Origin of the sequence: Nitrospira sp. SG-bin1 (assembly GCA_002083365.1) — a bacterium.
Taxonomy (GTDB): Bacteria; Nitrospirota; Nitrospiria; order Nitrospirales; family Nitrospiraceae; genus Nitrospira_D.
In genome coordinates, this window is record LVWS01000005.1 from 116,617 (window position 1) to 143,122 (window position 26,506).

Annotated in this window: 23 protein-coding genes; 8 read left to right on the forward strand and 15 right to left on the reverse strand. The window is 57.1% G+C overall.

Features of this window, described 5'->3' with window-relative positions; translation table 11 throughout:
- Positions 1 to 545: 545 nt before the first annotated feature.
- The 8 genes from A4E19_13035 to A4E19_13070 form a co-directional block, all read right to left on the reverse strand.
- A complete protein-coding gene (locus tag A4E19_13035) occupies positions 546 to 740 on the reverse strand; it encodes a hypothetical protein (GenBank protein ID OQW37598.1) in 195 nt (64 codons plus the stop codon).
- Positions 737 to 1,681, reverse strand: coding sequence for a hypothetical protein (locus tag A4E19_13040; protein OQW37662.1), 945 nt, complete (start codon positions 1,679 to 1,681; stop codon positions 737 to 739). Before A4E19_13040 ends, A4E19_13035 begins: the two co-directional genes overlap by 4 nt.
- A 117-nt stretch (positions 1,682 to 1,798) precedes the next feature.
- Positions 1,799 to 3,019 carry an NADH:ubiquinone reductase (Na(+)-transporting) subunit F gene (locus A4E19_13045; protein ID OQW37599.1) on the reverse strand — a complete coding sequence of 407 codons (1,221 nt, stop codon included), beginning with the start codon at positions 3,017 to 3,019 and terminating at the stop codon, positions 1,799 to 1,801.
- Between the two features lie 19 nt (positions 3,020 to 3,038).
- On the reverse strand, positions 3,039 to 3,647 hold the full coding sequence (locus A4E19_13050; GenBank protein ID OQW37600.1) for an NADH:ubiquinone reductase (Na(+)-transporting) subunit E: 609 nt from the start codon (positions 3,645 to 3,647) through the stop codon (positions 3,039 to 3,041).
- Entirely contained in the window at positions 3,644 to 4,309 is a 666-nt protein-coding gene (locus A4E19_13055) for an NADH:ubiquinone reductase (Na(+)-transporting) subunit D (protein OQW37601.1), read from the reverse strand. The genes A4E19_13050 and A4E19_13055 overlap by 4 nt, the downstream gene beginning before the upstream one ends.
- 5 nt (positions 4,310 to 4,314) lie before the next feature.
- Positions 4,315 to 5,124, reverse strand: coding sequence for an NADH:ubiquinone reductase (Na(+)-transporting) subunit C (locus tag A4E19_13060; protein ID OQW37602.1), 810 nt, complete (start codon positions 5,122 to 5,124; stop codon positions 4,315 to 4,317).
- Positions 5,111 to 6,325: an NADH:ubiquinone reductase (Na(+)-transporting) subunit B gene (locus A4E19_13065; protein OQW37603.1), complete on the reverse strand. Its 1,215-nt coding sequence runs from the start codon at positions 6,323 to 6,325 to the stop codon at positions 5,111 to 5,113. Before A4E19_13065 ends, A4E19_13060 begins: the two co-directional genes overlap by 14 nt.
- A complete protein-coding gene (locus tag A4E19_13070; protein OQW37663.1) occupies positions 6,325 to 7,680 on the reverse strand; it encodes an NADH:ubiquinone reductase (Na(+)-transporting) subunit A in 1,356 nt (451 codons plus the stop codon). Before A4E19_13070 ends, A4E19_13065 begins: the two co-directional genes overlap by 1 nt.
- A 14-nt stretch (positions 7,681 to 7,694) precedes the next feature.
- Between A4E19_13070 and A4E19_13075 the strand changes: the two genes are divergently transcribed.
- The 4 genes from A4E19_13075 (at position 7,695) to A4E19_13090 (ending at position 11,640) form a co-directional block, all read left to right on the forward strand.
- Positions 7,695 to 8,102: a hypothetical protein gene (locus A4E19_13075; GenBank protein ID OQW37604.1), complete on the forward strand. Its 408-nt coding sequence runs from the start codon at positions 7,695 to 7,697 to the stop codon at positions 8,100 to 8,102.
- Positions 8,103 to 8,364: 262 nt separating this feature from the next.
- Positions 8,365 to 9,204, forward strand: coding sequence for a xylose reductase (locus A4E19_13080; protein ID OQW37605.1), 840 nt, complete (start codon positions 8,365 to 8,367; stop codon positions 9,202 to 9,204).
- Between the two features lie 7 nt (positions 9,205 to 9,211).
- Entirely contained in the window at positions 9,212 to 9,613 is a 402-nt protein-coding gene (locus tag A4E19_13085) for a hypothetical protein (GenBank protein ID OQW37606.1), read from the forward strand.
- Between the two features lie 11 nt (positions 9,614 to 9,624).
- The gene (locus A4E19_13090) at positions 9,625 to 11,640 is read left to right on the forward strand and encodes a hypothetical protein (protein OQW37607.1); all 2,016 of its coding nucleotides are present in this window, start codon (positions 9,625 to 9,627) and stop codon (positions 11,638 to 11,640) included.
- 81 nt (positions 11,641 to 11,721) lie between these two features.
- On the opposite strand, the gene A4E19_13095 is transcribed toward A4E19_13090, so the two are convergent.
- Positions 11,722 to 12,069 carry a hypothetical protein gene (locus A4E19_13095; protein ID OQW37608.1) on the reverse strand — a complete coding sequence of 116 codons (348 nt, stop codon included), beginning with the start codon at positions 12,067 to 12,069 and terminating at the stop codon, positions 11,722 to 11,724.
- A 745-nt stretch (positions 12,070 to 12,814) separates the two neighbouring features.
- Between A4E19_13095 and A4E19_13100 the strand changes: the two genes are divergently transcribed.
- Both A4E19_13100 and A4E19_13105 read left to right on the forward strand, forming a co-directional pair.
- Complete coding sequence (locus A4E19_13100) at positions 12,815 to 14,119, forward strand: hypothetical protein (GenBank protein ID OQW37609.1); 1,305 nt, start codon at positions 12,815 to 12,817, stop codon at positions 14,117 to 14,119.
- Positions 14,116 to 14,430, forward strand: coding sequence for a hypothetical protein (locus A4E19_13105; protein OQW37610.1), 315 nt, complete (start codon positions 14,116 to 14,118; stop codon positions 14,428 to 14,430). The genes A4E19_13100 and A4E19_13105 overlap by 4 nt, the downstream gene beginning before the upstream one ends.
- Positions 14,431 to 14,484: 54 nt before the next feature.
- On the opposite strand, the gene A4E19_13110 is transcribed toward A4E19_13105, so the two are convergent.
- The gene (locus tag A4E19_13110; protein OQW37611.1) at positions 14,485 to 16,116 is read right to left on the reverse strand and encodes a hypothetical protein; all 1,632 of its coding nucleotides are present in this window, start codon (positions 16,114 to 16,116) and stop codon (positions 14,485 to 14,487) included.
- A 264-nt stretch (positions 16,117 to 16,380) separates the two neighbouring features.
- Here A4E19_13110 and A4E19_13115 point away from each other — a divergent pair, with 264 nt between their 5' ends.
- Positions 16,381 to 17,640 (forward strand): NAD(FAD)-utilizing dehydrogenase, encoded by a 1,260-nt coding sequence (locus A4E19_13115; GenBank protein OQW37612.1) that lies wholly within the window; start codon positions 16,381 to 16,383, stop codon positions 17,638 to 17,640.
- Between the two features lie 51 nt (positions 17,641 to 17,691).
- On the opposite strand, the gene A4E19_13120 is transcribed toward A4E19_13115, so the two are convergent.
- The gene (locus tag A4E19_13120; GenBank protein OQW37613.1) at positions 17,692 to 18,417 is read right to left on the reverse strand and encodes a hypothetical protein; all 726 of its coding nucleotides are present in this window, start codon (positions 18,415 to 18,417) and stop codon (positions 17,692 to 17,694) included.
- Between the two features lie 137 nt (positions 18,418 to 18,554).
- Between A4E19_13120 and A4E19_13125 the strand changes: the two genes are divergently transcribed.
- Entirely contained in the window at positions 18,555 to 19,184 is a 630-nt protein-coding gene (locus A4E19_13125; protein ID OQW37614.1) for a hypothetical protein, read from the forward strand.
- A 19-nt stretch (positions 19,185 to 19,203) separates the two neighbouring features.
- On the opposite strand, the gene A4E19_13130 is transcribed toward A4E19_13125, so the two are convergent.
- The 4 genes from A4E19_13130 to A4E19_13145 all read right to left on the reverse strand — a co-directional run bounded on the left by A4E19_13130 (position 19,204) and on the right by A4E19_13145 (position 26,492).
- Entirely contained in the window at positions 19,204 to 20,175 is a 972-nt protein-coding gene (locus A4E19_13130) for an acetyl-CoA carboxylase carboxyltransferase subunit alpha (GenBank protein OQW37615.1), read from the reverse strand.
- Positions 20,176 to 20,226: 51 nt separating this feature from the next.
- Positions 20,227 to 23,691: a DNA polymerase III subunit alpha gene (gene dnaE, locus A4E19_13135; GenBank protein ID OQW37616.1), complete on the reverse strand. Its 3,465-nt coding sequence runs from the start codon at positions 23,689 to 23,691 to the stop codon at positions 20,227 to 20,229.
- 297 nt (positions 23,692 to 23,988) lie between these two features.
- A complete protein-coding gene (locus tag A4E19_13140; protein OQW37617.1) occupies positions 23,989 to 25,617 on the reverse strand; it encodes a hypothetical protein in 1,629 nt (542 codons plus the stop codon).
- A gap of 14 nt (positions 25,618 to 25,631) precedes the next feature.
- Positions 25,632 to 26,492: a hypothetical protein gene (locus A4E19_13145; protein OQW37618.1), complete on the reverse strand. Its 861-nt coding sequence runs from the start codon at positions 26,490 to 26,492 to the stop codon at positions 25,632 to 25,634.
- Positions 26,493 to 26,506 lie beyond the last annotated feature (14 nt).

Sequence of the window (26,506 nt, forward strand, 5' to 3'; positions counted from 1 at the left end):
CGACCAATTCTATAAGATCGGTATATCTTATATCTCGCGAATGCAAGTAGCCAGTGCATAAATTCACCGACGGCGTGGTTGTCCCGGCCCACGGCCCAGGCGACGCACCGTTCGACAGTGCAGCGGCTCAAACCCTTGCGCGCCCAGGTCCATACGATTACGTACGATAACGGGAAGGAGTTCGCCGGACACTGGCAAACCTCCCTGCACCCCTAGGTCTTCTTTGCCACCCCCTATCACGCGTGGGAACACGGGTGAACGAGAACACGAATGGCCCCTCCGAGACTTCTTTCCCAAAGGCACGGATTTCTGCAATCCATCACGCGAAGGTGGAGCGCCTGCTCAATCGAAGGCCCCGCAAGTCGCTCGGCTTTCACACGCCCAACGAGGTCTTTCACGCGCTGGCTACACGGGGCTGAAGATTATGCACTGGGAAGTTGAATCTGCGGTTCCATCACCCCAATAGCAGAAAGGGAATCAGGCAAGAAAGAACAGAATGAGGTCCGAAGATGTGAGGCCGGTCACGCAGACAGGCCCTCTGACGACTACTCGCTGCCTTCAGACTGCATGCGGGCAAGACGTTCCGGGCAAGGCTTGTCGCAGCCGGCATCGCACTCCAGGCCGATGCGTTCAAGACCGCCACAACTGCCGCCGATCGGACGGCGACCGACCAAGACACCCACCGCCATCGCCAGGATCGCAATCACCATGACAAGAAAGGTCACCAAGAAAAGTGTCATGACAGCTCCTGTCTTCGGTACCGTTGGAAGGCACAGCAGACACGTTCTTCAAATTGTCCATCACGTTCAATGACGAAAAGGACGGGAAGGTTGAGCCGTTCAGCGATGGCCATGCCACGCTCAGGCCCCAACACTTGAAACGCGGTGGCCCAGGCATCGGCTCGCATGCTGGTCTCCGCCAGCACCGTCACCGACACCAGATGATTATCGACCGGCCATCCGGTGGTCGGATCGATGGTGTGGGAATAGCGTCGCCCGGCGATTTCAAAAAAATTCCGATAATTGCCCGAGGTGGCGAGAGCGATGTCGCTGAGCGCCAGCATCGTATGCACGGAGCGTTCGCCCGGCAACGGTTTCTCGATCGCGATCCGCCAGGGTGTATCGTGCGTCTTGAACCCGCGTACCCGTATCTCGCCGCCGATCTCAACCATATAATGTTCAATCCCGTGTGTTGTCATGAGTTCAGCAACCCGGTCCACCCCGTATCCCTTGGCGATGCCGGAAAGATCCAGGAAAACATCAGGGCGGTGTTTGCGTATCGCTGGTTGGGTATCACTGAGTGTAATTTTATCAAGTCCGCTGCGCGTACGCGCAGCGGCGATGTCGCGTTCAAGGGGAATGCGGTCCGGATGAAACTCGGGGCCGAAACCCCAAAGATTGACCAGGGGGCCGACCGTGATGTCGAACGCACCTTCGCTTTGAGTTCCGATTTCTAGCGCGGCTTTCAGCACGGTCAACAGCGAAGCGGATGCGGGCACCCAATCGGTGGTGCGCAGATGGTTAAAACGCGACAGTTCCGATTCCGGGTCATAGGTGGACATCGTGTGATTGATCTCGGCCAGCAAGGCGTCAACTTCGACCTGCATTGCCTTCAGAGACGGAGCATCCTGGGTGGGGCGGTATTTCACGTTATAGGTGGTTCCCATAGTCCGACCACTCATGTGCAACTCTGCGACAGGCGGCTCAGGACGAAGCAGGCCGAAGCCGGTACCGGCAGCCAGCAGGACTACCAAGGCAATCAGTGCACGGGGGCGGAAAATGGAAGGATGCATGGATGGTCATCCTCCGAAGTCATCGAGCATGATGTTTTCCCGCTCCACACCCAGATCCAACAGCATCTTGATCACGGCAGTATTCATCATCGGCGGTCCGCAGAGGTAGTATTCACAGTCCTCGGGGGCCGGATGGGTCTTCAGATACTCATTATAGAGCACGCTATGGATGAAGCCGGTATAGCCGCTCCACTGGTCATCAGGCAGAGGATCGGACAGGGCGACATGCCACTCGAAGTTGTCGTGCGCTGCTGCCAGCTTGTCGAAATCGTCGACGTAGAACATCTCGCGCTTCGATCGAGCCCCGTACCAGAAGGACATCTTGCGTGTGGTCTTGATGCGACTCAGCTGGTCGAAAATATGCGAACGCATCGGCGCCATCCCTGCGCCTCCGCCGATGAAGACCATCTCGTTATTGGTGTCACGCGCAAAGAACTCGCCGAACGGCCCGGAGATGGTGACTTTGTCGCCCGGTTTCAGTCCGAACAGATAGGAGGACATTTTACCCGGAGGCACGTTCTGAGTACGCGGTGGGGGAGTGGCAATCCGAATATTGAGCATAATGATGCCACGTTCCTCAGGGTAATTGGCCATGGAGTAGGCACGCTCAAGAGGCTCATTGACCTTCGAAACAAGCTCCCAGAGGTTCAGCCGGTCCCAGTCGCTGCGAAACCGCTCTTCAATGTCAAAATCTTTGAATGAGTGCTCATATGGAGGGCAAAAAATCTGGATGTATCCTCCGGCACGGAAATCGACATATTCATCCTGGGGTAGCTCCAGGATGAGTTCTTTGATAAACGTCGCCACATTGTGGTTGGAGCGGACGATACATTCCCATTTCTTGACACCGAACACCTCATCCGGAACCTCGATCTTCATGTTCTGCTTGACCGCCACCTGACAGGAAAGACGGTAGCCCTCGCGCGCTTCACGCTTGTTGATATGCGAGGTTTCTGTCGGCAGAATGACCCCACCCCCTTCGAAGACCTTGACCCGGCACACGCCACAGGTCCCGCCGCCGCCACAGGCGGAACTGATAAAAATCTTGGCGTCGCCCAGTGCACCGAGCAACTTGCCTCCAATGGGCGTCTCGATAAATTTCTTGTCGTTGATCGTGATCGTCACGTTGCCACTGGCCACCAGTTTCGACCGTGCACTCAGAATGAAGACGACGAGAAGGAGGACGAACCCGGTGAACACACCGACTCCCAGCAGGATCTCGATCATACGCAGCCCCTCATCACACTCACAGTTGAATTCCGGAAAAGGCCATGAACCCGAGGGCCATCAACCCTGCGGTGATGAATGCGACGCCCAGTCCCTGCAACCCAGCGGGAATGTCCGAATACTTGAGCTTCTCACGCACCCCTGCCATCGCCACAATCGCGAGCGCCCATCCGGCACCTGACCCCACCCCATAGGTGACGCTCTCGCTAAAGGTATAGTCCCGTTCGACCATGAACAGAGTGCCTCCGAGAATGGCGCAGTTGACGGTAATCAGCGGCAGAAAGATCCCCAGCGAGTTATACAGTGACGGGACGTATCGATCGAGAAACATTTCCAGCACCTGGACGACTGCCGCAATCACGCTGATGTAGGTGATGAGCCCAAGGAAATCCAGACTCAACTCTGAAAGCCCCGCCCATGCCAGTGCGCCGTCACGGATCAGAAACTGGTAGATCAGATTATTGATCGGGAGGGTCAAACTTTGGACGACAATCACCGCGATGCCGAGTCCGAGCGCCGTGCTGATTTTTTTCGAGACGGCCAGAAACGTGCACATGCCGAGAAAAAACGTCAGCGCCAGATTCTCGACGAAGACCGATTTGATAAACAGATTGACCAGATCCATCATGAGGCCACCTCCGGACGAGGCGCGTGATAGATCTTGTATTCAGGCTCCTCGACTTGCGCCGGCTTCCAGGAACGCACTACCCAAATGATCATGCCGATGAGGAAAAATGCACTCGGAGGCAGGAGCAGCAAGCCGTTTGGCACATACCACCCGCCATCCCGATCAAGAGGGAGGATCGGATACCCGAACAGGGACCCGGATCCCAACAGTTCGCGTATGGTCCCGACGACCATTAAGAGGGCGCTATAGCCGAGGCCGTTGCCAAGCCCATCGAGGAAGCTGGGCAATGGGGGATGTTTCATCGCATAGGCTTCCGCGCGCCCCATGACGATACAGTTGGTGATAATCAATCCGACGAAGACCGAGAGGTCCTTGCTGATGGAGAACGCATAGGCTTTGATGAACTGATCGGTGACGATGACCAGCGACGAAATAATGGTCATCTGCACGATGATGCGGATGCTGCTCGGGGTATGGTTGCGGACGAGACTGATGGCGGCATTGGAGAAGGCGGTGACGACGGTCAGCGCGATGCACATCGTGATCGTCGTTGAAAGCTTCGACGTCACGGCCAGCGCTGAGCAAATCCCTAAGACTTGTAAAATGACCGGGTTATTATCGACGATGGGGTCGAAAATGATTTTTTTGTGTTCGTACGACATGAGCGTTAGCTCCTTTCGTGACGCAAACGGGACAGGTACGGTCCGTACCCTTTGTCGCTGAGCCAGAATTTTAACAAATTCTCCACGCCACGCGACGTGATGGTGGCGCCGGCGAGTGCGTCGATCTGATGTCGAGCGTCGGGAGTGGAACTGTCAACCGCGACCTTCGTCACTTCAACCTGCACTCTCCATTGGTCGTCGAATAGGACCTTGCCCGTCCATTGTGCCCGCCACTTGGGGTTGTCGATCTCTCCTCCCAGCCCCGGGGTCTCGGCATGCTGATAGAAGCGGAGGCCTTGAACCGTTCGCAGATCGTCCTCCAGCGCAAGAAAGCCGTACATCGTGGACCAGAGCCCGTAGCCGTACACCGGCAGAATCAGTTTTTTGAACTCGCCGTTGGCGCCGACAATCCGATAGACCGGCAAATAGCGCGGTTCGCGCCTGATTCCCGCTACATCCTCTCGGCGGGTGAGTTCGGTGGAGATCTCGGGATCCTTCCCGGCCTTGACGATATTAAAGGTGTCAGGATCGATCCCCTTCACCTCATCACCGGTGGCCAGTTCGACCATGCGCGCGTCAATCCGTTTGAGCGCTTGTTCTTCCGTGAGTCCCTCCTTGAGGAGACCGGAGACGGCAATCACATTCCGTATGAGATCGGCTTTCTGATTCTTTTCCTGAATCGGTCGAAGGAGCACCGCCGCGCCGGCGACCACCACCGAGCAGACCAGACAGACGACAAGCGTCATCAGCAGCGTCCTGCTCGGACTCTCAGCTGGTGCAGCAGATACGGCGGAGTCAGATTCAGGCGCGGACATGGCGGCGTAGCCTCCGTCGGATGTTCAGCTGAACGACCGCATAATCGATCAGGGGCGCGAACACATTAGCAAACAATATGGTCAGCATCACGCCTTCGGGAAACGCTGGGTTCGCCACGCGGATCAGCACGGTCATGGCCCCGATCAGAATACCAAAAACCCAGCGCCCGGCACTCGTCATCGCGGCCGACACCGGGTCGGTGGCCATGAAGACCATGCCGAAGGCAAACCCTCCCAGTACCAGGTGCCAGTACCAAGGCATCGTCACCATGGGATTGGTGTCGCTGCCCACGAGATTGAACAGGAGCGAGGCCCCGACCATCCCCAGAAAGCACCCGACGATAATGCGCCAGGAACCGACCCTGGTATAGATCAGGAACGCCGCGCCGAGCAGACAGGCGAGAGTGGAGGTCTCTCCCATCGAGCCCGGCATCAGGCCGATAAAGGCATCCCACCAGGTGGTGCCTCCGCGGACGATCTCCGCGACGCCGCCCACTTTCCCTAGGCTGAGCGCGGTCGCGCCCGAATAGCCATCCACCGCCACCCACACCCGGTCACCGGAAATTTCGGCGGGATAGGCGAAAAACAGAAACGCCCGCGCGGTCAGGGCGGGATTGAGAAAATTCTTGCCGGTTCCGCCGAAGATCTCTTTGCCGAGCACCACGCCGAAACTGATCCCGATGGCGACCATCCAGAGCGGCATATCGGGTGGCAGCGTCAGCGTGAAGAGCATGGAGGTGACCAGAAAGCCTTCATTGATCTCTTTCTGACGCACCGTGGAAAAGACCACTTCCCATACACCGCCGACGATTAAGGTCGTCAGATAGATCGGCAGAAAATACAAGAAGCCATGGACCGTATTGGCCAAAATACTGCCGGCATCGAACCCAAGATTGAGAGCCGTCAGGAGATCGTACCGCCAGCCGGTTTTGGCCACACCCATCTTGGCGAGGGCCAGATTGGCCTGATAGCCGGTGTTGAACCAGCTCCACAGGATGCAGGGAATCAGCGCCACCACCACGTACACCATCAATCGTTTCAGATCGATGCCGTCCCGCACATGCGGCGCGTGGTGCGTTGTTTCGGGAGTTGAATACAGAAATCCATCGACCATCTCGAACACGGGATAGTACTTTTCATACCGGCCGCCCTTTGCAAACAGGGGCCTGAGACGATCGAGATAGCGTTTCATACCTGCCATCAGCCTTCTCTCTCAATCTGGCTCAACACGTTCCGCAGCACCGGGCCGTAGTCGTTCTTGCCGACACACACGAAGGAGCACAAGGCGAGGTCTTCCTCGTCCAGTTCCATACAGCCCAGTTGTTGTGCCATCTCGGTATCGCCCACAAGCAGGTAGCGCAGCAGCTGCGTCGGGAGGATGTCCAGTGGCATGATGTCCTCGAAGTTGCCGAAGGGCACCATGGCACGCAGACCTCCGTTCAATCCGGTGGTCAGCCCAAACTCCTCTCGGCGGTGACGGAAGAGACTCGACAGCATCACGTTGCTCTGGGAGAAGATTCTCCGCCCGGGCGTGAACCAGCCCATGAACGTTCGTTCGACCCCTTCCTGAATCACACAGACCTGTACATGATGGCGCCCCAGATAGGACGACCAGCCGGCGGCGTGACGCCCCGACAAGATCGAGCCGGAGATGACGCGGTTCTCACCGTCCTGAACCTCACCCTCGATCAACTCTTCGATACAGGCGCCGAGCCTAGTCTGCAACAGGCGTGGCTGTTTGACTTGAGGCCCGCCGAGCGCGACGATGCGTCCGGGCCATATCCGGCCGCTGGTAAACAACTTGCCGATCGCAATCACCTCTTGGTAGTTGAGGTGCCAGACAACCTTGCCGGCGTCGACCGGTTCCAGAAAATGAATGTGTGTCCCCGGCAAACCGGCTGGGTGGGGGCCGTCGAAACTTGCCTGGCGCACGTGGCCTACCCCCTGTGGCAACGGCAGTTCAGCTGCGGGCGACTTGCACACCCACAGCGGCATGGTGCCCAGGCGCGACAGCACCGTCAAGCCATGGCAGAACGACTCAGCTTCTGCAGTAATAATTGGAACAGGATCGGCGGCCAGCGGGTTGCTGTCCATCGCCGTCACGAAGATGGCAGCCGGTCGAGTGGTCGGGTCAGCGATTTTGCTATAAGGACGCGTACGTAAGGCCACCCATAGACCCGATGCCAACAGATTGTCCACCACTTGCGTTTCAGTCAAGCTGGCCAGTTGGTCGATAGGATAGGATGCAAATGTCTCCTCGTCTTCGGTTTCGTCAAGCCGGATGACGACCGACTGGAGCAGGCGTTGCGCCCCACGATGGATTGCGCGCACCGTGCCGGCACCCGGTGCCGTGATGCGTACACCGGGTAACTTCTTGTGCTCGAACAGCGCTTGGCCGATCTTCACCTTGTCCCCTTCGGCGACCAGCATGGCTGGTTTGAGACCGACATGATCTACGCCCAGCACGCCAACGTGGCGGATAGGTTTGGCGACATGGACACGCTGTTCCGGTTTTCCACTGATCGGCACATCCAGTCCTTTTTTAATTCTGATCATCATGGACGCTGTGATTGGATTGGTCCTGTCGTGGTGCGGCGATTCGACAAATCTGTACTGACGGTGTCGTCCTGCCGGTACCACTCCGCGAAGTTCGGACTGAAGTGGCGATCGGTGGGAATGTAGGTTTACCCTGTGACACCGCCAACAGCGTGACCATGGCCGGCGACCATGCCATACCAGAGGTAATGTTTCAAGCTCTCCAGGCCTGTTTTCACACCCGCGACGACCCGAGCAGTATCTTTTCCCTCCATTTTCGTGTGCCGTTTCATGACCCTACGGCACATGGAGATCTGGGACTCGCGGAGGAGCTGTTCATTCACCGGATGCGAGCATGCTTGCATCCGGCCTACGGTCGCCATGAATTCAACTGCATAGGTGGCGGAGGCTATGCCGTTTGCTGCGTCCGCCGGGAATCGTGAAGGATTCGTCGATGCCGAGACCGTTCTCCCTGCTGTTCCGAGAGGGTTTTAGCGCTCCTCCGGTCCAGGGATGAAATACGCCACTCGTATAGAGCGTGACGGTTCCGGGCGGCTGACTCGTGCTCCCAGAATAGCATCTCCCTTGCGGGAGGCCAGCGAATCAATCAAATCCAGCGGGAAAGAGGTGACACCTCCCAATTCTCACGTTGAGACCGCCGGCATGAACCGTATATGGTAGGAGAACCGATCAAGGAGTTCTTCTATGCCATTGACGACCTATAATAACGTCTCAATTCCCTCCTTCATGTACGGCACGGCCTGGAAGAAAGAGGCCACCACCGGGCTGGTGCTGCAGGCGGTCGATGCCGGGTTCACCGCGATCGATACGGCGAATCAACTCGTCCATTATGATGAAGCACGGGTCGGAGAGGCATTGCTGCAATTGGCCAAGCAAGGCATCACTCGTGACAAGCTGTTTCTGCAAACCAAGTTCACGCCACTCAACGGCCAGGATCATCGTCTTCCCTACGATGCCCGAGCAAGTATCACCACACAGGTACAACAATCTTTCTCCAGTTCACTCGCGCATCTTCACACGGACTATCTCGACTCGTACGTGCTGCACGGTCCCTATTCTCTGCGTGGCTTAGGGGCTGAGGATTGGGAGGTCTGGGCCGCGATCGAATCTCTCTATGAAGCGGGCAGGACGAAGATGATCGGGATCAGCAACGTCACGGCTGATCAACTGAGCTTGCTGTGCATGAAAGCCAAGCACAAGCCGATGGTGGTGCAGAACCGTTGCTATGCGGCTTTCGGGTGGGATAAAGAAGTGCGGGAGATTTGCCAATCAAACCGGATTATTTATCAAGGATTTTCGCTCCTCACCGCCAATCGAGCGATCTTCGCTGAACCAACCATCCGTACCATGGCGGCCAAGTATCAGACCGGGCTGGCCCAGATCGTGTTTCGCTTCTCACAGCAGATCGGCATGTTGCCCTTGACCGGCACGACGAACCCTCAACACATGAAAGAAGACCTCGAATGTGAACGGTTCACGCTCTCGCCGGATGAACTGGCGGTCATCGAGACCATCGGACAATAGCGGTCGCATGAAGATCTTCGTCAAACGGGGCTATGAACCGGCGGCCAAATCCGATGGATTCCGTGTCCTGGTTGACCGGCTCTGGCCGCGCGGTTTATCGAAGGAGGATGCGCATATCGATCTTTGGCTCCGTGAGATCGGTCCCTCGACGACACTCCGGAAATGGTTCAACCACGATCCCGCGCGGTGGGCGGAGTTCCAGCGTCGCTACCATGCCGAGCTGAAACAAAAGACGGCGCTCCTGGCGACGATCATAGAGCAGGCAAAGACCGGTTCCGTGACATTGCTCTACTCTGCTAAGGATGAGGAACACAACCAGGCGATCGCACTTCGGAGTTTTCTGTTGAATCGGCGATCCTCATCACACAGCGAGAAGTTGAAATCCAAGCGTGGGAACAGCGGCAGATGAAGAGGCTCTCTATGAAAGTCACGCAAGATCATATTTCTCAAGACACAAAGATGGGTGCGAACCTGATCGCGGACGGTGCCACATTTCGCGTATGGGCACCGCGGGCCCAGGCGGTCTATCTTAACGGCCGTTTTGGGACGACCGATCTCTGGGATAAGGAGAAGCCGGAGCTACGATTGAAGAAAGATGATCGCGGCTACTGGGCCGGCTTTCTCCATGGCGTGCGGGACGGCGATCAATATTTGTTTTACGTGGTGGGCGACCCGACCCGTAAGAATTTCAAACGCGACCCGTACGCGCGCGAGTTGACGACTCCCGAGACCCATCCCGGTACGTTTCAGTATCCCCTCTGCAATTGCATCGTCCGCGATCCCGGCCATTACCGGTGGCGTGTCACGGACTTTCGGCCGCCGGCATTCAACGATCTGATCATTTACGAGCTGCACATCGGCACGTTCTTCGCGATGGATTCGTCCAATCGCGATCGCCGAGCGACGCGAGGCGGCCAATATCTCGACGTGCTCGACCGCCTGGAGCATCTCCAAGACTTAGGGATCAACGCGATCGAACTGCTGCCGATCCATGAGTTCGCGAGTCCGATCAGCCGAGGCTACGATGGGATCGATTTGTTTTCGCCGGAAATGGATTACGGCGAAACCAACGCCGTCGAGCAGGCCCACTATCTGACCAAAATCAACCGGCTGCTTCGCAATCGCAGCGCGCGAGAACTCACTCTGGATGAGATCCGGACCTCCATCAATCAGCTCAAAGTGTTGATCGATGTCTGCCATCTCTACGGCATCGCCGTCCTCCTCGATGTGGTCTACAATCACGCGGGCGGCGCGGTGCGGGATCAGAATAGCGGGCTCTGGTTCTTCGATGAAATGCCGCGGGGCAATCCCAACGACAGTCTGTACTTCACCGATAAAGACCATACGGGCCCGGTCTTTGCCTTTTGGGAAGGACAGGAAAACGACTTCACGAGAGATGTCCAAGGATTCCTCCTCAACAACCCCAGATTCTTCATCGAGGAATACAAGGTGGATGGGTTCCGCTACGATCAGGTGACCGTCATCGATGAACATGGCGGCTGGTTTTTTGCGCAGAGACTCGTGGAGAAGGCGCGCGATCTCGATCGGCGGAAGCCGCACATTGCTGAATTTTGGCACAACGATCGTTTCAAGGCTGTCGTGCCTCCGCCGCATGGATTGGGCTTTGATGCCGTGTGGCACGATGGTCTGCGTCGGACGATTCGGCGAATGATCGCCCAAGCCGCCGCCGGTCGGGACTCTCGCGTCCACATGGAGGAGTTGGCCGGCCGGCTTCGACATGGAATCCACAACGTTCCATTCCGGTGGCAGGCCGTCGAGTATCTTGAAAGCCATGATGTCATCGACCTCGGGCATGACGATCGGGAACCGCGCATCCCGAAGCTGGCAGACTTCAACAATCCGCACTCCTGGTATGCGACGAGCCGATCACGAGTCGCGGCAGGACTCCTCCTCACGGCTCCCTGTATTCCGATACTGTTCATGGGTCAGGAATTTTTAGAAGACAAATTCTGGAGCGACAATGAGCAGGCGCATCCCGGACATTTGATCCATTGGGAAGGGCTCGCATCCAACAAGACGATGAAAGATTATTTCCAGTTCATGAAGGAGTTGGTGTGGCTTCACCGCCGGCAGCCGGCCTTGCGTGGCGAAAACCTCAATGTCTTTCATGTCCACGAAGACAATCGGATCATCGCCTTTCACCGGTGGATCGACGGAGTCGGCCGAGATGTCGTCGTCGTGTGCAGTCTCAATGAGTCCACCTTTTGGTCCTACGAGATGGGATTTCCTCAAGGAGGTCCATGGCTCGAAGTCTTCAACAGCGATGTGTACGAGAATTGGGTCAACCCCTGGACGGCAGGCAATCAGGGCGGCGTCTTTGCGGGCGGCGACGGCAGACATGGGTTGCCGTCTGTTGCATCCATCGTCATTCCCGCGAACAGCATTCTGGTCTTTGCGAGGGACCAAGGGGACTAAGAGAAGGCGCTACATACAATGCGTTTTCTAGGGCACGATCTTGATTTGCAGTATGGCAGCGGATAAACATGTCGTGGTGCGTTAGGTGTGGGTCCTGTTATTCGGGGGTAAGGTGGGATGGGATTCCTCGGCAGCCAGAATAAAACTCCCGACCCCTCCTCCTAGCGATGCGAAGCGCGGCTCTATACCGCCCTCACTCATCTGGAACACCATGTGAAGCCGGCGCGCATCGCTACGTTTCGGCCGACTGATGTGAAAAGCATCCGCGAAAAGTTTGACGCGTCGCAGACCGAGTTTGCCCTCATGATTGGGGGCAGCGTCGCAACCTTGCGTAACTGGGAGCAGGGACGTCGCATGCCTGACGGCCCGGCCCTTGGCCTGCTGCGCGTGGCAGCGCACAATCCACGTGCCGTGGCCAAAGCACTCCATCGAGACTCGCGTCAAAGGCGCGGCATAATGAGGAGAATAACGTCGGCAAACGTGGGGGCTGTCCGGTAGGAATGGAACGAGGCCGAACCTGCAGTTCTGCGCCATGCACAGTTCAAGACCCGACCCCTATGGCTGCGTGCGGCGGCACTGTCGGCGACCGGCACGCCTCGGTCTACCGAGGAGTGAGCCCAGGGCGTACCGGCACGGCCTGTCACTCGTTATGCTGGACGCAACCGGGTCTTGACGGTTTCCGGGGTACTATCTGTACCTGGTTCGCAGGCGATCAGGCGACGGATCCCACCGGCCTGATCCAGATGGTGGATGATGCGGCTCCCTTCACGAACCAATCTCGCCGGCAAGGAGAACCGGGACGCACCTGAGTCCCTAACTCCGTGAATGCAGGCCACGAAGCTCTTCTGTACCTCATCAGGGGCGCAAGGTCCGAGAAGTCCTTTGCTGCTTGACCAAGCGGTCGATAGGCAATATAGGTCTCATGTCATGGGCTCCAAACGATAGAGATGAAGCTGAGGACAGCAAGAGTGACGGGTGAGTGAATCCTAGAACTAGAAGGGAATGTAAGGTTCAAAATTTTCTTGTTTCTTTTGGCTATAGCCAAGGAGCCGTGGTAATCATCATCATTACCTTTGATCGACATGTGGCAACTGACGGGAAGATGCGATTGGAGCGGGCGGCGTACTGTTTCTGAATTGAAGGACGTTATGGCCCATGCGGGAGCTCTTACGGAATGAGAAGCTTCAAGCAGGTATTTTTCAACACCTCTCTCGTAGTGCTGAGCGTGATGGCTGCCGCTCTATTTTGTGAGCTAGTCCTGCGGATGACCGGCTTTGCAACTCCAGGCAATTTCAACATACCTCGCACGGGTCTCTATCCCCGGTTTTACTTTGAAGGTGATTTGATCAACGGCTATGATATTTCTAAGAATTTTACTGGTGATTCTTTCTCACTTCCGGACTACATCCATACGTACGGTGCTCCGTTTACAGTCACTTCGAACAGCGTAGGTTGCCGCGATCGGTCATTCGACCAAGAAGATGGCTATGTATTGCTGATTGGAGATAGTGCTACCTGGGGATATGTCGAGCTTGAGCAAACCTGGGGGGCAACGCTCGAACAGCTCATCGGTGTCAGGGTCCTGAAGTGCGGTGTCTCAGGATACGGTCCTCGCCAGGAGCGGCACAAGCTGGAAACCGTCGTTAGGCGCGCCGGGCGCCCGCGTTTCGTTATTGTTGGGTACGTGATGAATGACCTGCTTGATGACTACTTGTTCCCTGCTCGAACGGTGATGGACGGTTACATGGTTAACAAGGTGGTGCTGGCCAGTGTCATGCGTGGCGGTCGTCGCGTCCGCTCAGATGAAGAATTACGTGCACGGTTAAAGAGATTTCTAGAACCGAACACGATTGACATCATCGACCGCGCGAAAGTTTGGCTGACCGCGCATTCGACTTTATACGACCTGTTGAGTAAAGCTGAAGTTCCATTGCGCCGTGTAGTTACCGATCTTGGTCTTACCAAACCGCCTCCTCCGTTGAGTGAAGTAGAAGCGTATCGGTCCATTACTGAGTTTCCTTGGCTGAAACACGCTTGGGAAGGGCATCTCGACAACCTGCGACAGTTGAATTCAGCTGTAGAAGCGGTTGGGGCCACTATGCTCGTAGTGATATTTCCAGACAATAGTCAGGTCTATGAGTCCATGCGACCTCGAGAACGCAATCTCCAGTGGGAGTATCCGAATCAACGACTGGCGGAGTTCTTTCAACAGGAACATATCGCGTTTATAGACCTTTTGCCTGAATTCAGACGGTATGCGGACTGCGCCGGTAGTTCGAGAGCGAATCCTCAAGACTTGTATTGGGCCCACGATCCCCATCTGAATGCGGCGGGCAATCATTTGGCGGGGCTTCTCATTACCCGCCGGGTGCTGGAAGGATCCTTCGTAGAAGTCGATGACAAGCGCACAAGATTATCAACCGTCAATCAGAGCTTGAATGCAGAGAGAGGATGTGAATTCAGCGGTTCCTCCCCATGACGGAAAACACTTCACCCACCGTCAAGGGCGGAAAACCAAAGCTGAATCGCAGGCGCACCAGGGCCGGTGTACCGGCCACGAGTTCGGAGAGCGATGCGCTTTCAAAGGATCTGAAGAAACGCGAGTTCCGTTTCATTGGGAGCACGATCATCCATGCCTTCATGCAGGCAGTGGGTATGGTGGACGACCATCTCAACGGCTGTTTCATTAAACCCAAAGTACAGGCAGGTGATCCGGAGCGCAATGATTGCTGTGTGCCGAACGTGATTACAGGGACACTGACCACGAACATGCCGGAAACAAACCTATGAAGACTTATGATGGGTACCCTCTGCTGAGAGGATACCCATCGAGATGAGCAAGGTCTAATTGAGAGGATGGACGACGCCAGCAAACTTCAAGAGATCGGTAATCTCGAAATCGCCGGATTTCTCGGACGGCAGGGTCGGTTTCCAGTTCTTATCCACGACCAGGTATGAGTCCTTATCGGCTTTGAGTAAGCCGATGAATACTTCGCCGACGATACGGCCTCCAACCGGCCCCATCCGCAAGCCCTGCTCAAGAACTTCAGCTTCCTTCAGGATGTAGTACCACAGCGGGGTACTCTTATCCATGCCGAATGACGCCAGTTCCACGAGTTGGGCCGGAGTCAAAACCGGAACACCCATGGCTCTCGCGATCGCTTGCCCTGACGGAACACCAAAGTTCACGTGACGCATGAGATTACGAGAGGCCAGGGACTGAATGCCGTCCGCCGGCATCCCGGGTGCTGGTCCGCGTGACCCAAGGAGATGCAGGAGGGGAGTGGACAGCTTCGCGTCGATCCGCTTGTTGAACCTGAAGTTATCGTCGAACTTGAAGAAGGTCTGCCAATCGACGAACCGACGGGCGGCCCGCTTGCCGCCGCGCATGTCGTTTGGGTCGGGATCATTCGGATCGGCTGAATCGTCGAAGATGAAGGCGAAGAACTCTTGACCGGGGGCCGATCCGAAATTCAACCGGTAGCTGGGACGAACTTGTGAATGGCCGAATCGATACGCGGCTACGGCAAACTCCACCGGAATCAACGGTTCTCGTCGAGGGCTCCGAAAGAGAGAATCTTGAGTTCGGTCGTGAACTCTGTAGAACCGCGGACCGTTCCGTAAGATTTCAACCGTCCGATCTTGCCCAATGGTCATCGGTAGGAACTCATTGACGATGATCCATTGGTAATGCCAAGTCACTTGGCGGCGCGCCTCTCGGAAAATATCCCTCGGGGAGCGATGAGCCTGCGTCGGATCGGCGCGCAATCGATCAATGACGGCATTGTGAAACTTCAGCATGGCGAGATGAAACTGAGCGAGCAGAATATTTTCATCGTTCCGACTGTCTGCGATGATCGCATTGTTGTGTGGATCACGCGGAAGATCGTATCGCACCGCGCCTTTTCGGGACACCTGCTCGGAGCCCGGAATGGCTTCGACACGGAATTTGATGTCGCCTGAGCTGGTGTCGTACAGTTCAGGTGATCCGTCCGGACCATTACCGTATAGGCTGTCGAGGTCGAATTCGGCCGTGCGAAAGTTTGTGGTGCGTCTCGGCTGAGTCTGCTCAAGAATCGGAGCTTTCAACGCCAGGGTGAGGTCATGGTCCAAAAACTGCCCGAAGAAGGTGACCCCGGCCGTCATGCTGGGGTTATCCGGATTGTTTGGACTGTGGGCGCCGGGATCGATGATTGACTGGATCGGATCCGTGAGGAGATCCAGAGCGTCGATGATGCCCCCTTTGGCCCCCAGCCTTTTCGCCTGCTCCCGTGCCTCATCGGTCGGTGGAGCATAGGGCGGAAGACCAGGAAACATACGGCTAAACACATCATCGGGAAACCGTGAACGTGTGGGCTTGGTCACATGGAGGTTGTTTCTTTCCGACAGATCATCGGCTGCAAAGGCCTGCTCGGCCTCGCCGGATAATAAACCGACAAGGCCCAGCACAAGGCAACATGTCGCTCGAACACGCATTACACGTCCTCCTGTGGCAAGTGTTGGATGAGACACCATGTGAATACGTTCACGATGAACATTGTTGACCGATGGCCATCGCCGTTGCAGCGATCTCCTCCGAGCAAGAGTCGGACCACGTCGCGCGAAGCGAAATCCGCGCAATCCATACAAGAGAATGTCCCGCGCGCGCGCAGAGTTGTATTTCTGTAGCCTTGCTCCACCAGATTAATATTCTTAAGAATAAAGACTGACTTTGAATACAGGCATTCCACGCTACGAGGAATGCTGTCACTCCTGGGCATGAGGCTGTCGATGGGTTTAGTGGTCATTATCGGCGGTGGCCCCGCCGGGCTCATGGCGGCAGAAGCCTCAGTGGCCGGAGGCGCCGACGTGGAGATCTATGATTCCATGCCATCGGTCGGTAGAAAATTCCTGCTGGCGGGGAAAGGAGGTTTGAACCTTACCCATTCAGAACCCATGGAGTCCTTTCTTCCGAGGTATGGCCCTCGCCGAACCGAACTCGAACCGGTGATCAGATCATTTCCACCCGCCGCTCTGCGAGCGTGGGCCCATGAGCTGGGTGTGGACACGTTTGTCGGGACGTCCGGTCGGATCTTTCCCACCGATCTGAAAGCCGCCCCGCTTTTGCGCGCATGGTTGCGTCGTTTACGACAAGCCGGTGTACAGTTCCATGTCAGACATCGATGGCGCGGGTGGGATCAAGAAGGGAAGCTTCTGTTCACCAGTCCGCAAGGGCCGCGGAACGTCCATGCCGACGCGGTGGTGTTGGCGTTGGGAGGTGGCAGCTGGCCGCACCTCGGCTCCGATGCTGCGTGGGTTCACATTCTTGCAGAACACAAGATCCCGATCGCTCCGCTCAAGCCGGCCAACTGTGGATTCGACGTCCGGTGGGGCGAGCACTTTCGCACGAAGTTCGCCGGACATCCGGTGAAGACGGTTCGAATCACCGTCAAGACCATCGACGGTACCCTGGTTCAACATAGGGGAGAGTTCGTCGTTACCGCGACTGGCGTTGAGGGTGGTGTCATCTACGCCGTATCAAGTCATCTCCGAGATTGTATTGAAAGGACTGGATCCGCAACCTTGCGGCTTGATCTCGCTCCGGATCGTTCACTGCAGCGACTGTTACAAGATCTTTCTCGGCCACGGGGTAAACGCTCAGTCGCGACGCATCTTCAACGGCATGCCGGAATCGCAGGCGTGAAGGCAGGTCTTCTGCGCGAAGCGGTACCGAACGAAGTATTGGCCGATCCTGCACGTTTGGCTGAGGCGATCAAAGCTCTGCCGATTGTTCTCGAGAGTGCTCGTCCGTTGGACGAAGCGATCAGTTCGGCCGGTGGCCTCTTGTTTGAGGCGCTGGATGGCAACTTGATGCTGCGATCATTGCCGGGAGTATTTTGCGCGGGAGAAATGTTGGACTGGGAAGCGCCGACGGGAGGCTATCTGCTCACGGGTTGTCTGGCGACCGGACGTCTCGCCGGACGTGCGGCCGCCGCATGGGCCCAAGGAGCAGCCTGGTAATAACTGAACATTCGACCTCGTTCAATCAGAAGTGCTCGGAAGTGCGGCTCGCTAACTCAGTAACCATTTCCAGAAGGCAGAGAGCCAGCTGAGAATCATCGCAATCCATGAATCGTTTGTCGAAGGCGGGTCGACCTTCACGGAGGGCGACGACACGGAGGAAGTGACGGGTGTGTGGTTTGGAGCAGGAGAGGCCGCTTGTGCCACCTGTGTCGGTTCGCCATCTGGGGAAGGCTCAATGGCAAGCGGAGACTCTGATATGGACTCTTCGGAGATCAGGGTCTGAGTCAGGACAGGCTTTTCCGTTTCCGCCGCCACCATGACAGACGATCGCGGTTGTTCCATTTCATCCTTATACTGAGCGACCTTGGCTTGTAAGGATGTACTCTCCTGTCGGATATCCGCGATCTTGCGCGCCAGATGCCAACTCTGATTCATTAAGGTCGCCACCTGCGTCTTGAGGAACGACAGCGTGTCCTCGGCCTGCTGTCTCATGACAGGCAACTGTTCTTCTTCACGCTGAATGGCAGCACGCAATTCGGACACCGCCGCATCTTCACGTCGGTTCGAGGCCTGCCATCCGGCGATCTCCCGATCCAGTTCCTTGACTTCTTCGCGTACCGTTTCCAACGCTTGGGTCTGTTCCACCGTGTCCGCCTTCACCTTGTCGTACACACGCCGACTGACACACCCAACCTCCAAGAGCAGGACCGAGGCAAGCATGCACAGGGCAACCCGTTGAGCGATTGGAGATCCCGTGGCGGTAGGACGTGTCATACGTGCAGCCTCATTGGGTTGACCGACCGAAACCCTCGCGCGGAGGGTTGCAGCGGGTCGGGTGAGCAGCTACGTGTAAGATGTACACAGTTGACAGGTGTCAGTCAACCCTCCGCACTGTCCGGTCGGGAAAGGGCGTGGATAACTGGCCGGAGGTTGCGTACTATGCGGTCATCATGTCGTCTGATACGGCCATGTCCATTCGGCTCCCACCGGAGTGCGAGACCGCTCTTCTGGAACGGTTTCTCAAGGCGGAAGCCATGGCGCTGTGGACCGTACGATCGGCGCGTGTGCAAGACGTTCCTCTGAACGTCTCGGTCTTTCTCCGAAAACACGAAGAAGATGAACAAGAGCATCTGGCGCGCTTCGAAGCCATGATCGGCCGCCAACCTCGTGAACGGGAACGGCTTCCGTCCGTGCCCAGGCAATGGCCCGCGCTGGCCGTCCAGCTCTATGGATATGAGTCGCTGGGACTCGAATTCGCGACATTGCTCGTGGCGCTGCGGCCGGACTTGACTTTGATCCGCGAGGATGAACTGGTCCACGTGGAGTTCTTTGAGCGAGAGATTCGCCGCATCATCCAGGTCGAGGGGGTCGATGCCGAACAAGCTCGGATCTCCGCACGTGCGTGGTGGCGAAAATTGCCGCGAACGGTGGACCGCTATCTCGATGCGACGGCGCTCGAGCCGTATCGGCAGCCGCTGGCACGACGGATCCTCGTGGCTATTGAACGGCGATTCGATGCATCGGGACTTCTGCAGGGGTAGGGTGCGGCCGCGATGTCGGTCAGGCGTGAACGGGAAGAAGACCGCTGACGGCCCCCATCTTTCGATATTTCTGATCCCGTTGCGTGATGAGTTGTTCGACGGGTAAATCAATCAGATCGAACAACTGATTGGTCAGTGCCTTCCCGACCAAATCGTACATGGCTCTCGGCTCGCGATGGGCGCCGCCCAGCGGTTCGGGAACGATCGTGTCGATCACGCCCAATTCAAGCAGATCACCGGCGGTCATTTTCAATGCGGAAGCGGCATCCGGAACCTTTTCCGGACTGTCCCACAGAATGGCGGCACAGCCCTCCGGTGAAATGACCGAATAGATCGAATGTTCCAACATCAGGACACGATCCGCGACGCCGAGGGCCAAGGCGCCTCCGCTTCCCCCTTCACCGATGACCACTGAAATAATCGGGACGGTTAATCGTGACATGACGAACAGATTGCGGGCGATGGCTTCCGCTTGCCCGCGTTCCTCGGCGCCGATACCAGGATAGGCGCCGGGGGTATCGATAAAGGTCAGGATCGGACGGTGGAATTTTTCGGCCATCTTCATGAGGCGCAGGGCCTTGCGATACCCTTCCGGATTAGGCATACCGAAGTTCCGCTGCATCCGCTCCTTGAGCGTTTTGCCCTTCTGATGACCGATGATCATCACGGGGCGGTCGTTGAATCGGGCGAACCCACCCACGATGGCCCGATCGTCTCCAAACACCCGGTCGCCATGGAGCTCGAGAAAGTCTCGGGTCAGCTCATTGATATAGTCCAGGGTGCTGGGCCGTTGAGGGTGGCGGGCCACCTGCGTTCGTTGCCAGGGGGTCAGATTTTTGTAGAGTTCGTGTTCGGTTTGAGCGAGCTTCGTTCGAAGCTTGCGGATGTCGTTTTGGACAGAGGATTTGCCGCTGGAGGCCGTCGCGGAAAGTTTCTCGATCTTCTCTTCGATCTCTCGGATCGGCTTTTCGAATTCGAGGTAATCGCGCATCGTCCTGTTCGATTCCGTATAAGGATCAGCCAATCGGTCCAGCCACAGCCCCTAAGATAGCAAAGAGAGAGCCCCTTTGCCTAGCACTTCCTCAACATCCGACACAAAATGGTCGCTGGGACAGATCGTGAGATGCGGGAGGGGCGCCGTCTCCGCTTCCAAGGTGTCTTCGGTTCGAAACGACATCGAGATCGTGGTACCGCCCGGATGCCGCCGAAAGACGTCCAACAGACGAGGCAATCGCTCGCGAACCTCGGGACCATCGCTCAATCGGATGCGGATGCGTTTGATGGCCTGCACCTGGACGTCGGCCAGCGGTTCGATCTTGCTCCCGCGGATTTTTGTGCCCTTGTCTCCACGATCGATCGTGCCGGTGATGCGGACGATCCGCTCGGGTGCGATCAGCTCACCCGCGGTCCTGAATAAATCGGGAAACACGATCACCTCGGTGGTCCCTTGCAGGTCTTCCACCGTGAGGTACGCCATCCGATCGCCCTTCTTGGTCAACATCGATTTGATCGCGGCGATGATGCCGCAGATCTTCACTTCGCCGCCGTCCGCGCAATCTTTCAATCCCGCCGCCGTCGTGGTTGACAAGGCACTCAGCGTCGCCTCGTAGCGGGCAAGGGGATGGGCGGAAATATAGAACCCCGTCAGCTCCCGCTCGTATTTCAATCGTTGCGCTTGGTCCCACTCCGCAATCGTGGGCAGGGGAGGCGCGGGCAAGGCGGTTGCGGTGCTGTGCCCGTTCAGTTCCACACCGAAGATACTGATTTGTCCCTGCTCACGCTCGCGTTGAGCCGCTGCGCCTTCGTCCACCGCTTGATCGAGCACGGCCAGCAATTGGGCCCGTTTGGCGCCGGTCGAATCGAACGCGCCGGTTTTAATCAAACCTTCCAACATCCGTTTATTCACCTTGTGAAGATCGACCCTCCGGCAGAAGTCGAAGAACGAGCGGAAGGGACCGGCTTGGGAGCGGATCGCCAAGACCGATTCGACGGCGCCTTCCCCGACGTTTTTGATGGCCGCCAAGCCGAACCGAATGGCCCCGTCGGCCACGGCGAAATGCGTTTGGCTGGCGTTCACGTCAGGCCCCAGAACTTTAATACCCAGATCCCGACATTCGGTGAAATACCCGACCAGCTTGTCCTGATTGCCCATGTCGGTCGTCATGAGCGCCGCCATGAATTCCGTCGGATAGTGCTCTTTCAGATAGGCGGTTTGATAGCACAACACGGCATAAGCGGCCGCATGCGACTTGTTGAACCCATACCCGGCGAACTTTTGGATCAGTTCGTAGAGCTTTTCCGCTTTTTTCTCAGGAATGTGCTTGTGCTTCGCGCCATCGAGGAACTTGACGCGCAACTTCTCCATCTCTTCCGGCTTCTTTTTCCCCATCGCCCGGCGAAGAATATCGGCTTGGCCCAATGAGAAGCCGGCCATCTTATTGGCGATCGCCATCACTTGTTCCTGGTAAACGATCACGCCATAGGTGTCCTTCAGGATCGGTTCCAATTCCGGAAGGTCATAGGTGATCGGCACCTTCCCCTGTTTTCGCTTGATGAAATCCGGGATGAGATCCATCGGTCCCGGGCGATAGAGCGCGATAATGGCGATGATGTCCTCGAACCGGTCGGGCTTGAGGCCCGTGAGGAGATCCCGCATGCCGGAACTTTCCAGCTGGAACAGTCCCGTCGTTTTCCCCGAGCTCAACAGGGCAAAGGTCGCCGGATCATCAAAGGGGACCCGATCGATCGCCAAGGGAGGGGAGTCGCGATGCGTGTCGTTGATGAGGGTCTCGGCGCGCCGGATCATCGTGAGGGTCTTGAGCCCGAGGAAGTCGAATTTGACCAGACCGATCTTTTCGACGTCTCCCATCGAGTACTGGGTCACGATTTCGTCGTTGGCGCCCTTATAGAGCGGCACGTGGTCGGTGAGCGGTCCCTCGGAGATGACGACGCCGGCCGCATGGGTGGAGGCATGACGGGCCAGACCTTCGAGCGATTGCGCATTGGTCATGAGCTCCTTGACCTTGGGATCCGTCTCCACCAGCTCACGCAGACGAGGCTCGGTGTCCAACGCTTGCTGCAGCGTGATGTTCAATTGATTGGGAACGAGCTTCGCCACTTTATCCGCATCGGCATACGACAGTTCCAACACACGCCCCACATCGCGGATCGCGGCCTTCGCCCCGAGTGTCCCGAACGTAATGATTTGAGCCACATGATCGCTGCCGTATTTCTCCACCACATAGTTGATCACTTCCCCACGGCGATCCATGCAGAAATCCATATCGATATCGGGCAGGGAGACGCGTTCCGGGTTCAAGAAACGCTCGAACAAAAGGGTATAGACCAGCGGATCAAGATCGGTGATGCGCAAGGCGTAAGCCACGAGACTCCCGGCGGCAGACCCTCGCCCTGGACCGACCGGAATCCCCTTGGACCGTGCGAACCGAATGATGTCCCAGACAATGAGAAAGTACCCGGCGAATCCCATCGAGCAGATGACCATCAGCTCTTCTCGAAGGCGCTGATCGTAGACAGCGGAAGCCACCCGGCCGGGCCGCTCCGTCAGCCGTTCCTTCAATCCGGTGAGCGCGAGATGTTCCAGATAGGACTCGCGATCCGTAAACCCGTCCGGGATGCGATATTGAGGGAGATGCGTCTTGTTCAGCGGGAGATCGAGCGAGCAATGATCGGCGATGCGACAGGTATTCGTCACGGCGCCTGGGAACTCCGCAAATGCCGGAGCGATTTCCTCCGTGGATTTGACGTACAACTGATCCGTATCGAACTTCATCCGGCTCGGGTCGCTGAGCGTCTTTCCCGTCTGGAGACACAGCATCAATTCATGGGGCCGCGCATCCTCTTTCTTCAGGTAGTGGCAATCATTGGTGCCGGCCAGGGGAATTCCGAGCTTTTTATGGATCTCGATCAGTCCGGCATTGGCGATCCGCTGATGGTCGAGCCCGTTTGCCTGCACCTCGAGATAAAAGTGATCCTTCCCAAAGATTTCTTGAAATTCGCCCGCCACCGCCAGGGCGCCCTCCATGTCGTTCTGGCCGATCAGATAGGGAATCTCACCGCTCAGGCAGCCGGAGAGAGCGATGATGCCGTCGTGATGCAATTTCAACAGCTCCTTGTCTATACGAGGTTTATAGTAGAAGCCTTCAAGATATCCTTTACTGACGAGCTTGATAAGATTTTGATAACCGGTGAGGTTTCTGGCGAGGAGGATCAAATGGTAGTAATCGTTGTGCGCAAGCCCGCTGTCCTTCTTCGCATGGCGACTGCCGAGCGCCATATAGGCTTCACAACCGATGATGGGCTTGATACCCACCTCGTTCGCCTTGCGATAAAATTCGATCGCGCCGAACATGTTGCCATGGTCGGTCATCGCCACGGCCGGCTGGTTGAAGGATTTAATCTGATGAACCAGCGGCTCGATTTGATTCGCGCCGTCGAGAAGGCTGAACTGGGTATGGAGATGCAGATGAACGAAAGAGGAAGCCACGAAAAGATAGACCTCGTTGTTTGATTGTAGTCAGGACATGAGAAGGAGTCAACGACGAGGGGCTTGGCACATCAGCCACATCATACAACGACACCTCGAAACCACCTCTTGTGAGATGACTGGCAGGCTGCGCCAAAACTCCCTTGGACTCCTCAAGCCATCATGAATCTTGATGTGTGAGACGACACCAAACAGTCAGACAGGATGCTCATAATGGCCGTCCAGCGAGGCCACCGCGAGTAAAGAGGCGAATCATACTCCGGGAAAACAAAGCTGGCGGACTTTTTCAGCATCCTGCTAGAGCCGCTCCCCATACTTTCGGTAGTGTTGTTTCTTGGCATCGGCAATCCAATTCTCCCGTTTGATGCGGTCGGGATCCGTATCGAGCTTCTTGGCGATCTTCTCGATGTCTTCCGGTTTCCAGCGGGCGATCTGGATGAAGGTGCGGGTGCCCAGCTTCTGGAGTGTCTGTGCAAACACCGGCCCGATCCCATAGATCTTTTTGAGATCGTCCTCCTGCATCTCTTTACTGGTCTTGGACGATCCTGCCTGAACACTCCGTTCACCTCCATTCTGGCCGGACTGACGAGGTCCTACGGTTGTCGGGGCTGCGGTGGCACGAAGTGACGCTCGCAGCTCTCGGAGCCGCTTTTGCAGACGGTCGATTTGTTCATCTTTTCCTGGAATAGCCTGCACCTCTTGCCGTAGACCTTCACGTTCGACCTCAAGGTCTCCCAGTTGACGGTGGAGAGCGGCGATTTGTTCGTCCCGTTCCCGCAACTGTTCCTCATCCCGAAGATGCTGCGCATGAAGTTGTTCCTGGGCCGCACATTGGTCGCGAAGCTTCGCGACCTCGACTTCGTGTTCTTGAACGGTGCGTGCGTGTGTTCGCTCCCATTGTTTGACCTCTGATTCCTTCTCACGCAGAAGATGCGTGACCGGCACCAGCTCTTCAATACGGTGGTCTCGTTCCGTGACGGACTGTTCGAGCTGATGGATCGTGCCGCGATGGGCGGCCTCCCGGTCACTCAGTTCGACTTCCAGTTCATGCACGCGGCTTTGCGCCCACTCGAGTTTCTCCACCTGCGCCCGGAGCCGGTCCCGGTCCGCCAGGTTCTCGTTAAGCTGAGCGATATGTTCGCGCAAGACCCGAATTTCCTGCTCCAGCACCTCGCGGGTTTGGTCCGAAGTCCGACAGGCCTGTTGCGCCCCGCGCAGCTCTTCCTCATGCGCCGCCACGATGGCATCGAACTCGCCGATGCGGTGGTCTCGTTCGGTGATGGACTGTTCGAGCTGATGGATCGTGCCGCGATGGGCGGCCTCCCGGTCACTTAGTTCGACTTCCAGTTCATGCACGCGGCCCTGCGCCCACTCGAGCTTCTCCACCTGCGCCCGGAGCCGGTCCCGGTCCGCCAGGTTCTCGTTGAGCTGAGCGATATGTTCGCGCAAGACCCGAATTTCCTGCTCCAGCACCTCGCGGGTTTGGTCCGAAGTCCGGCAGGCCTGTTGCGCCCCGCGCAGCTCTTCCGCCTGTGCCGCCACGATGGACTCCATCTCACTCACGCTCCGGCGTGCGGACGCTCCTTGAGCCTCCGAGTCCGTCAGTTGTTTCGACCTCCCGGCCAGTTCTGTTTCGAGCACCTTCAGCCGTTCGCCGCGTGCGGTGAGCTCCCGTTGGACCGAGGAGTACAGCGCCTCGGATGAATGGAGCTTCTGCTCGAGGATCTGCACCATGGAGATCTTGACCTTCAAATCATGCGAGGTCGCTTCCAACATCTGTTCCTTGGTCCGCAACAGATTGGCCAGGTCCGGGCTTTGTTGATCCGGCGAATTCTTGAGGTGATACCGCAACAACCAGCCGACCGCGACACCGATACCTGCCGCGGTGAGGAGGCATCCGACCATCTGGCTGATCAGCGTGATCATACGTTCTCCACTCCTTACATCAGCAATTCGATCCGTTGATTATGTGGGAGACCGGTTTCCTGCCTCCCCGGTGAGGGCTGGTGCATCGAACCGGCGCCGATTGCGGTCACCGGATTCGTGAGCCCATGACGTGTCAAGTACTGCTTGACGGCTTCGGCGCGATGCAGGCTCAGTTGGACGTTGAGTTCCGTCTGACCAACAGCGTCGGTATGGCTTGCGATCTCAATCGGCGCGTGGGGAGCCTTCCGCAAGAGAACGATGATTTGGTCCAGGACCGCCTGTCCGTTGGTCGTGATCCTGGCACTATTGGGCTCAAACTCGAGGGGTGATTTTGCCAGAACTTGGTTCAGCGACAGTTGGAGCGCCGACAGAGGAACAACGGCGGATGCCGACGCGGTCGCCGATGCCACCTGCACACGATCTTCAATCTTTAAACCTGCGCGTATCGCCGGAGCCAGAGCCTTTAGGACATCGGCTTTCTCGCGATGACCGGCCACTTGGCCGATCACGACCAGCGACCGTCCGTCGATCATGATGGACCCGCGCTCGATCATCAGGCCCAAGATCGGCAAGATCTGTGGAACGGTGTCGACCCAGGCGGCCGCCGTGACCTGCTTATCGACGATGAACTGGTCGACTACACGCGTTCGTGTCTTTGCCGAGAGAATATTCGCCTGCTCAAGAATCGTGGCCCTGCTGCGCTCATTGGGCAACGAGCCGCGAAAGACCAACCGGCCCTGTTCAAAACTGGCATGGAATGAGGCGGGGGTCACGGCGGTGGACCGCGACCATGAGGCGAGATGCCGTGGAATGCACACCAGGGCGAGCAGGATCAGCGCCACTGCACCTCCGCTGAGAATCCACGCACGCTTCATGGGATCAACTTGGT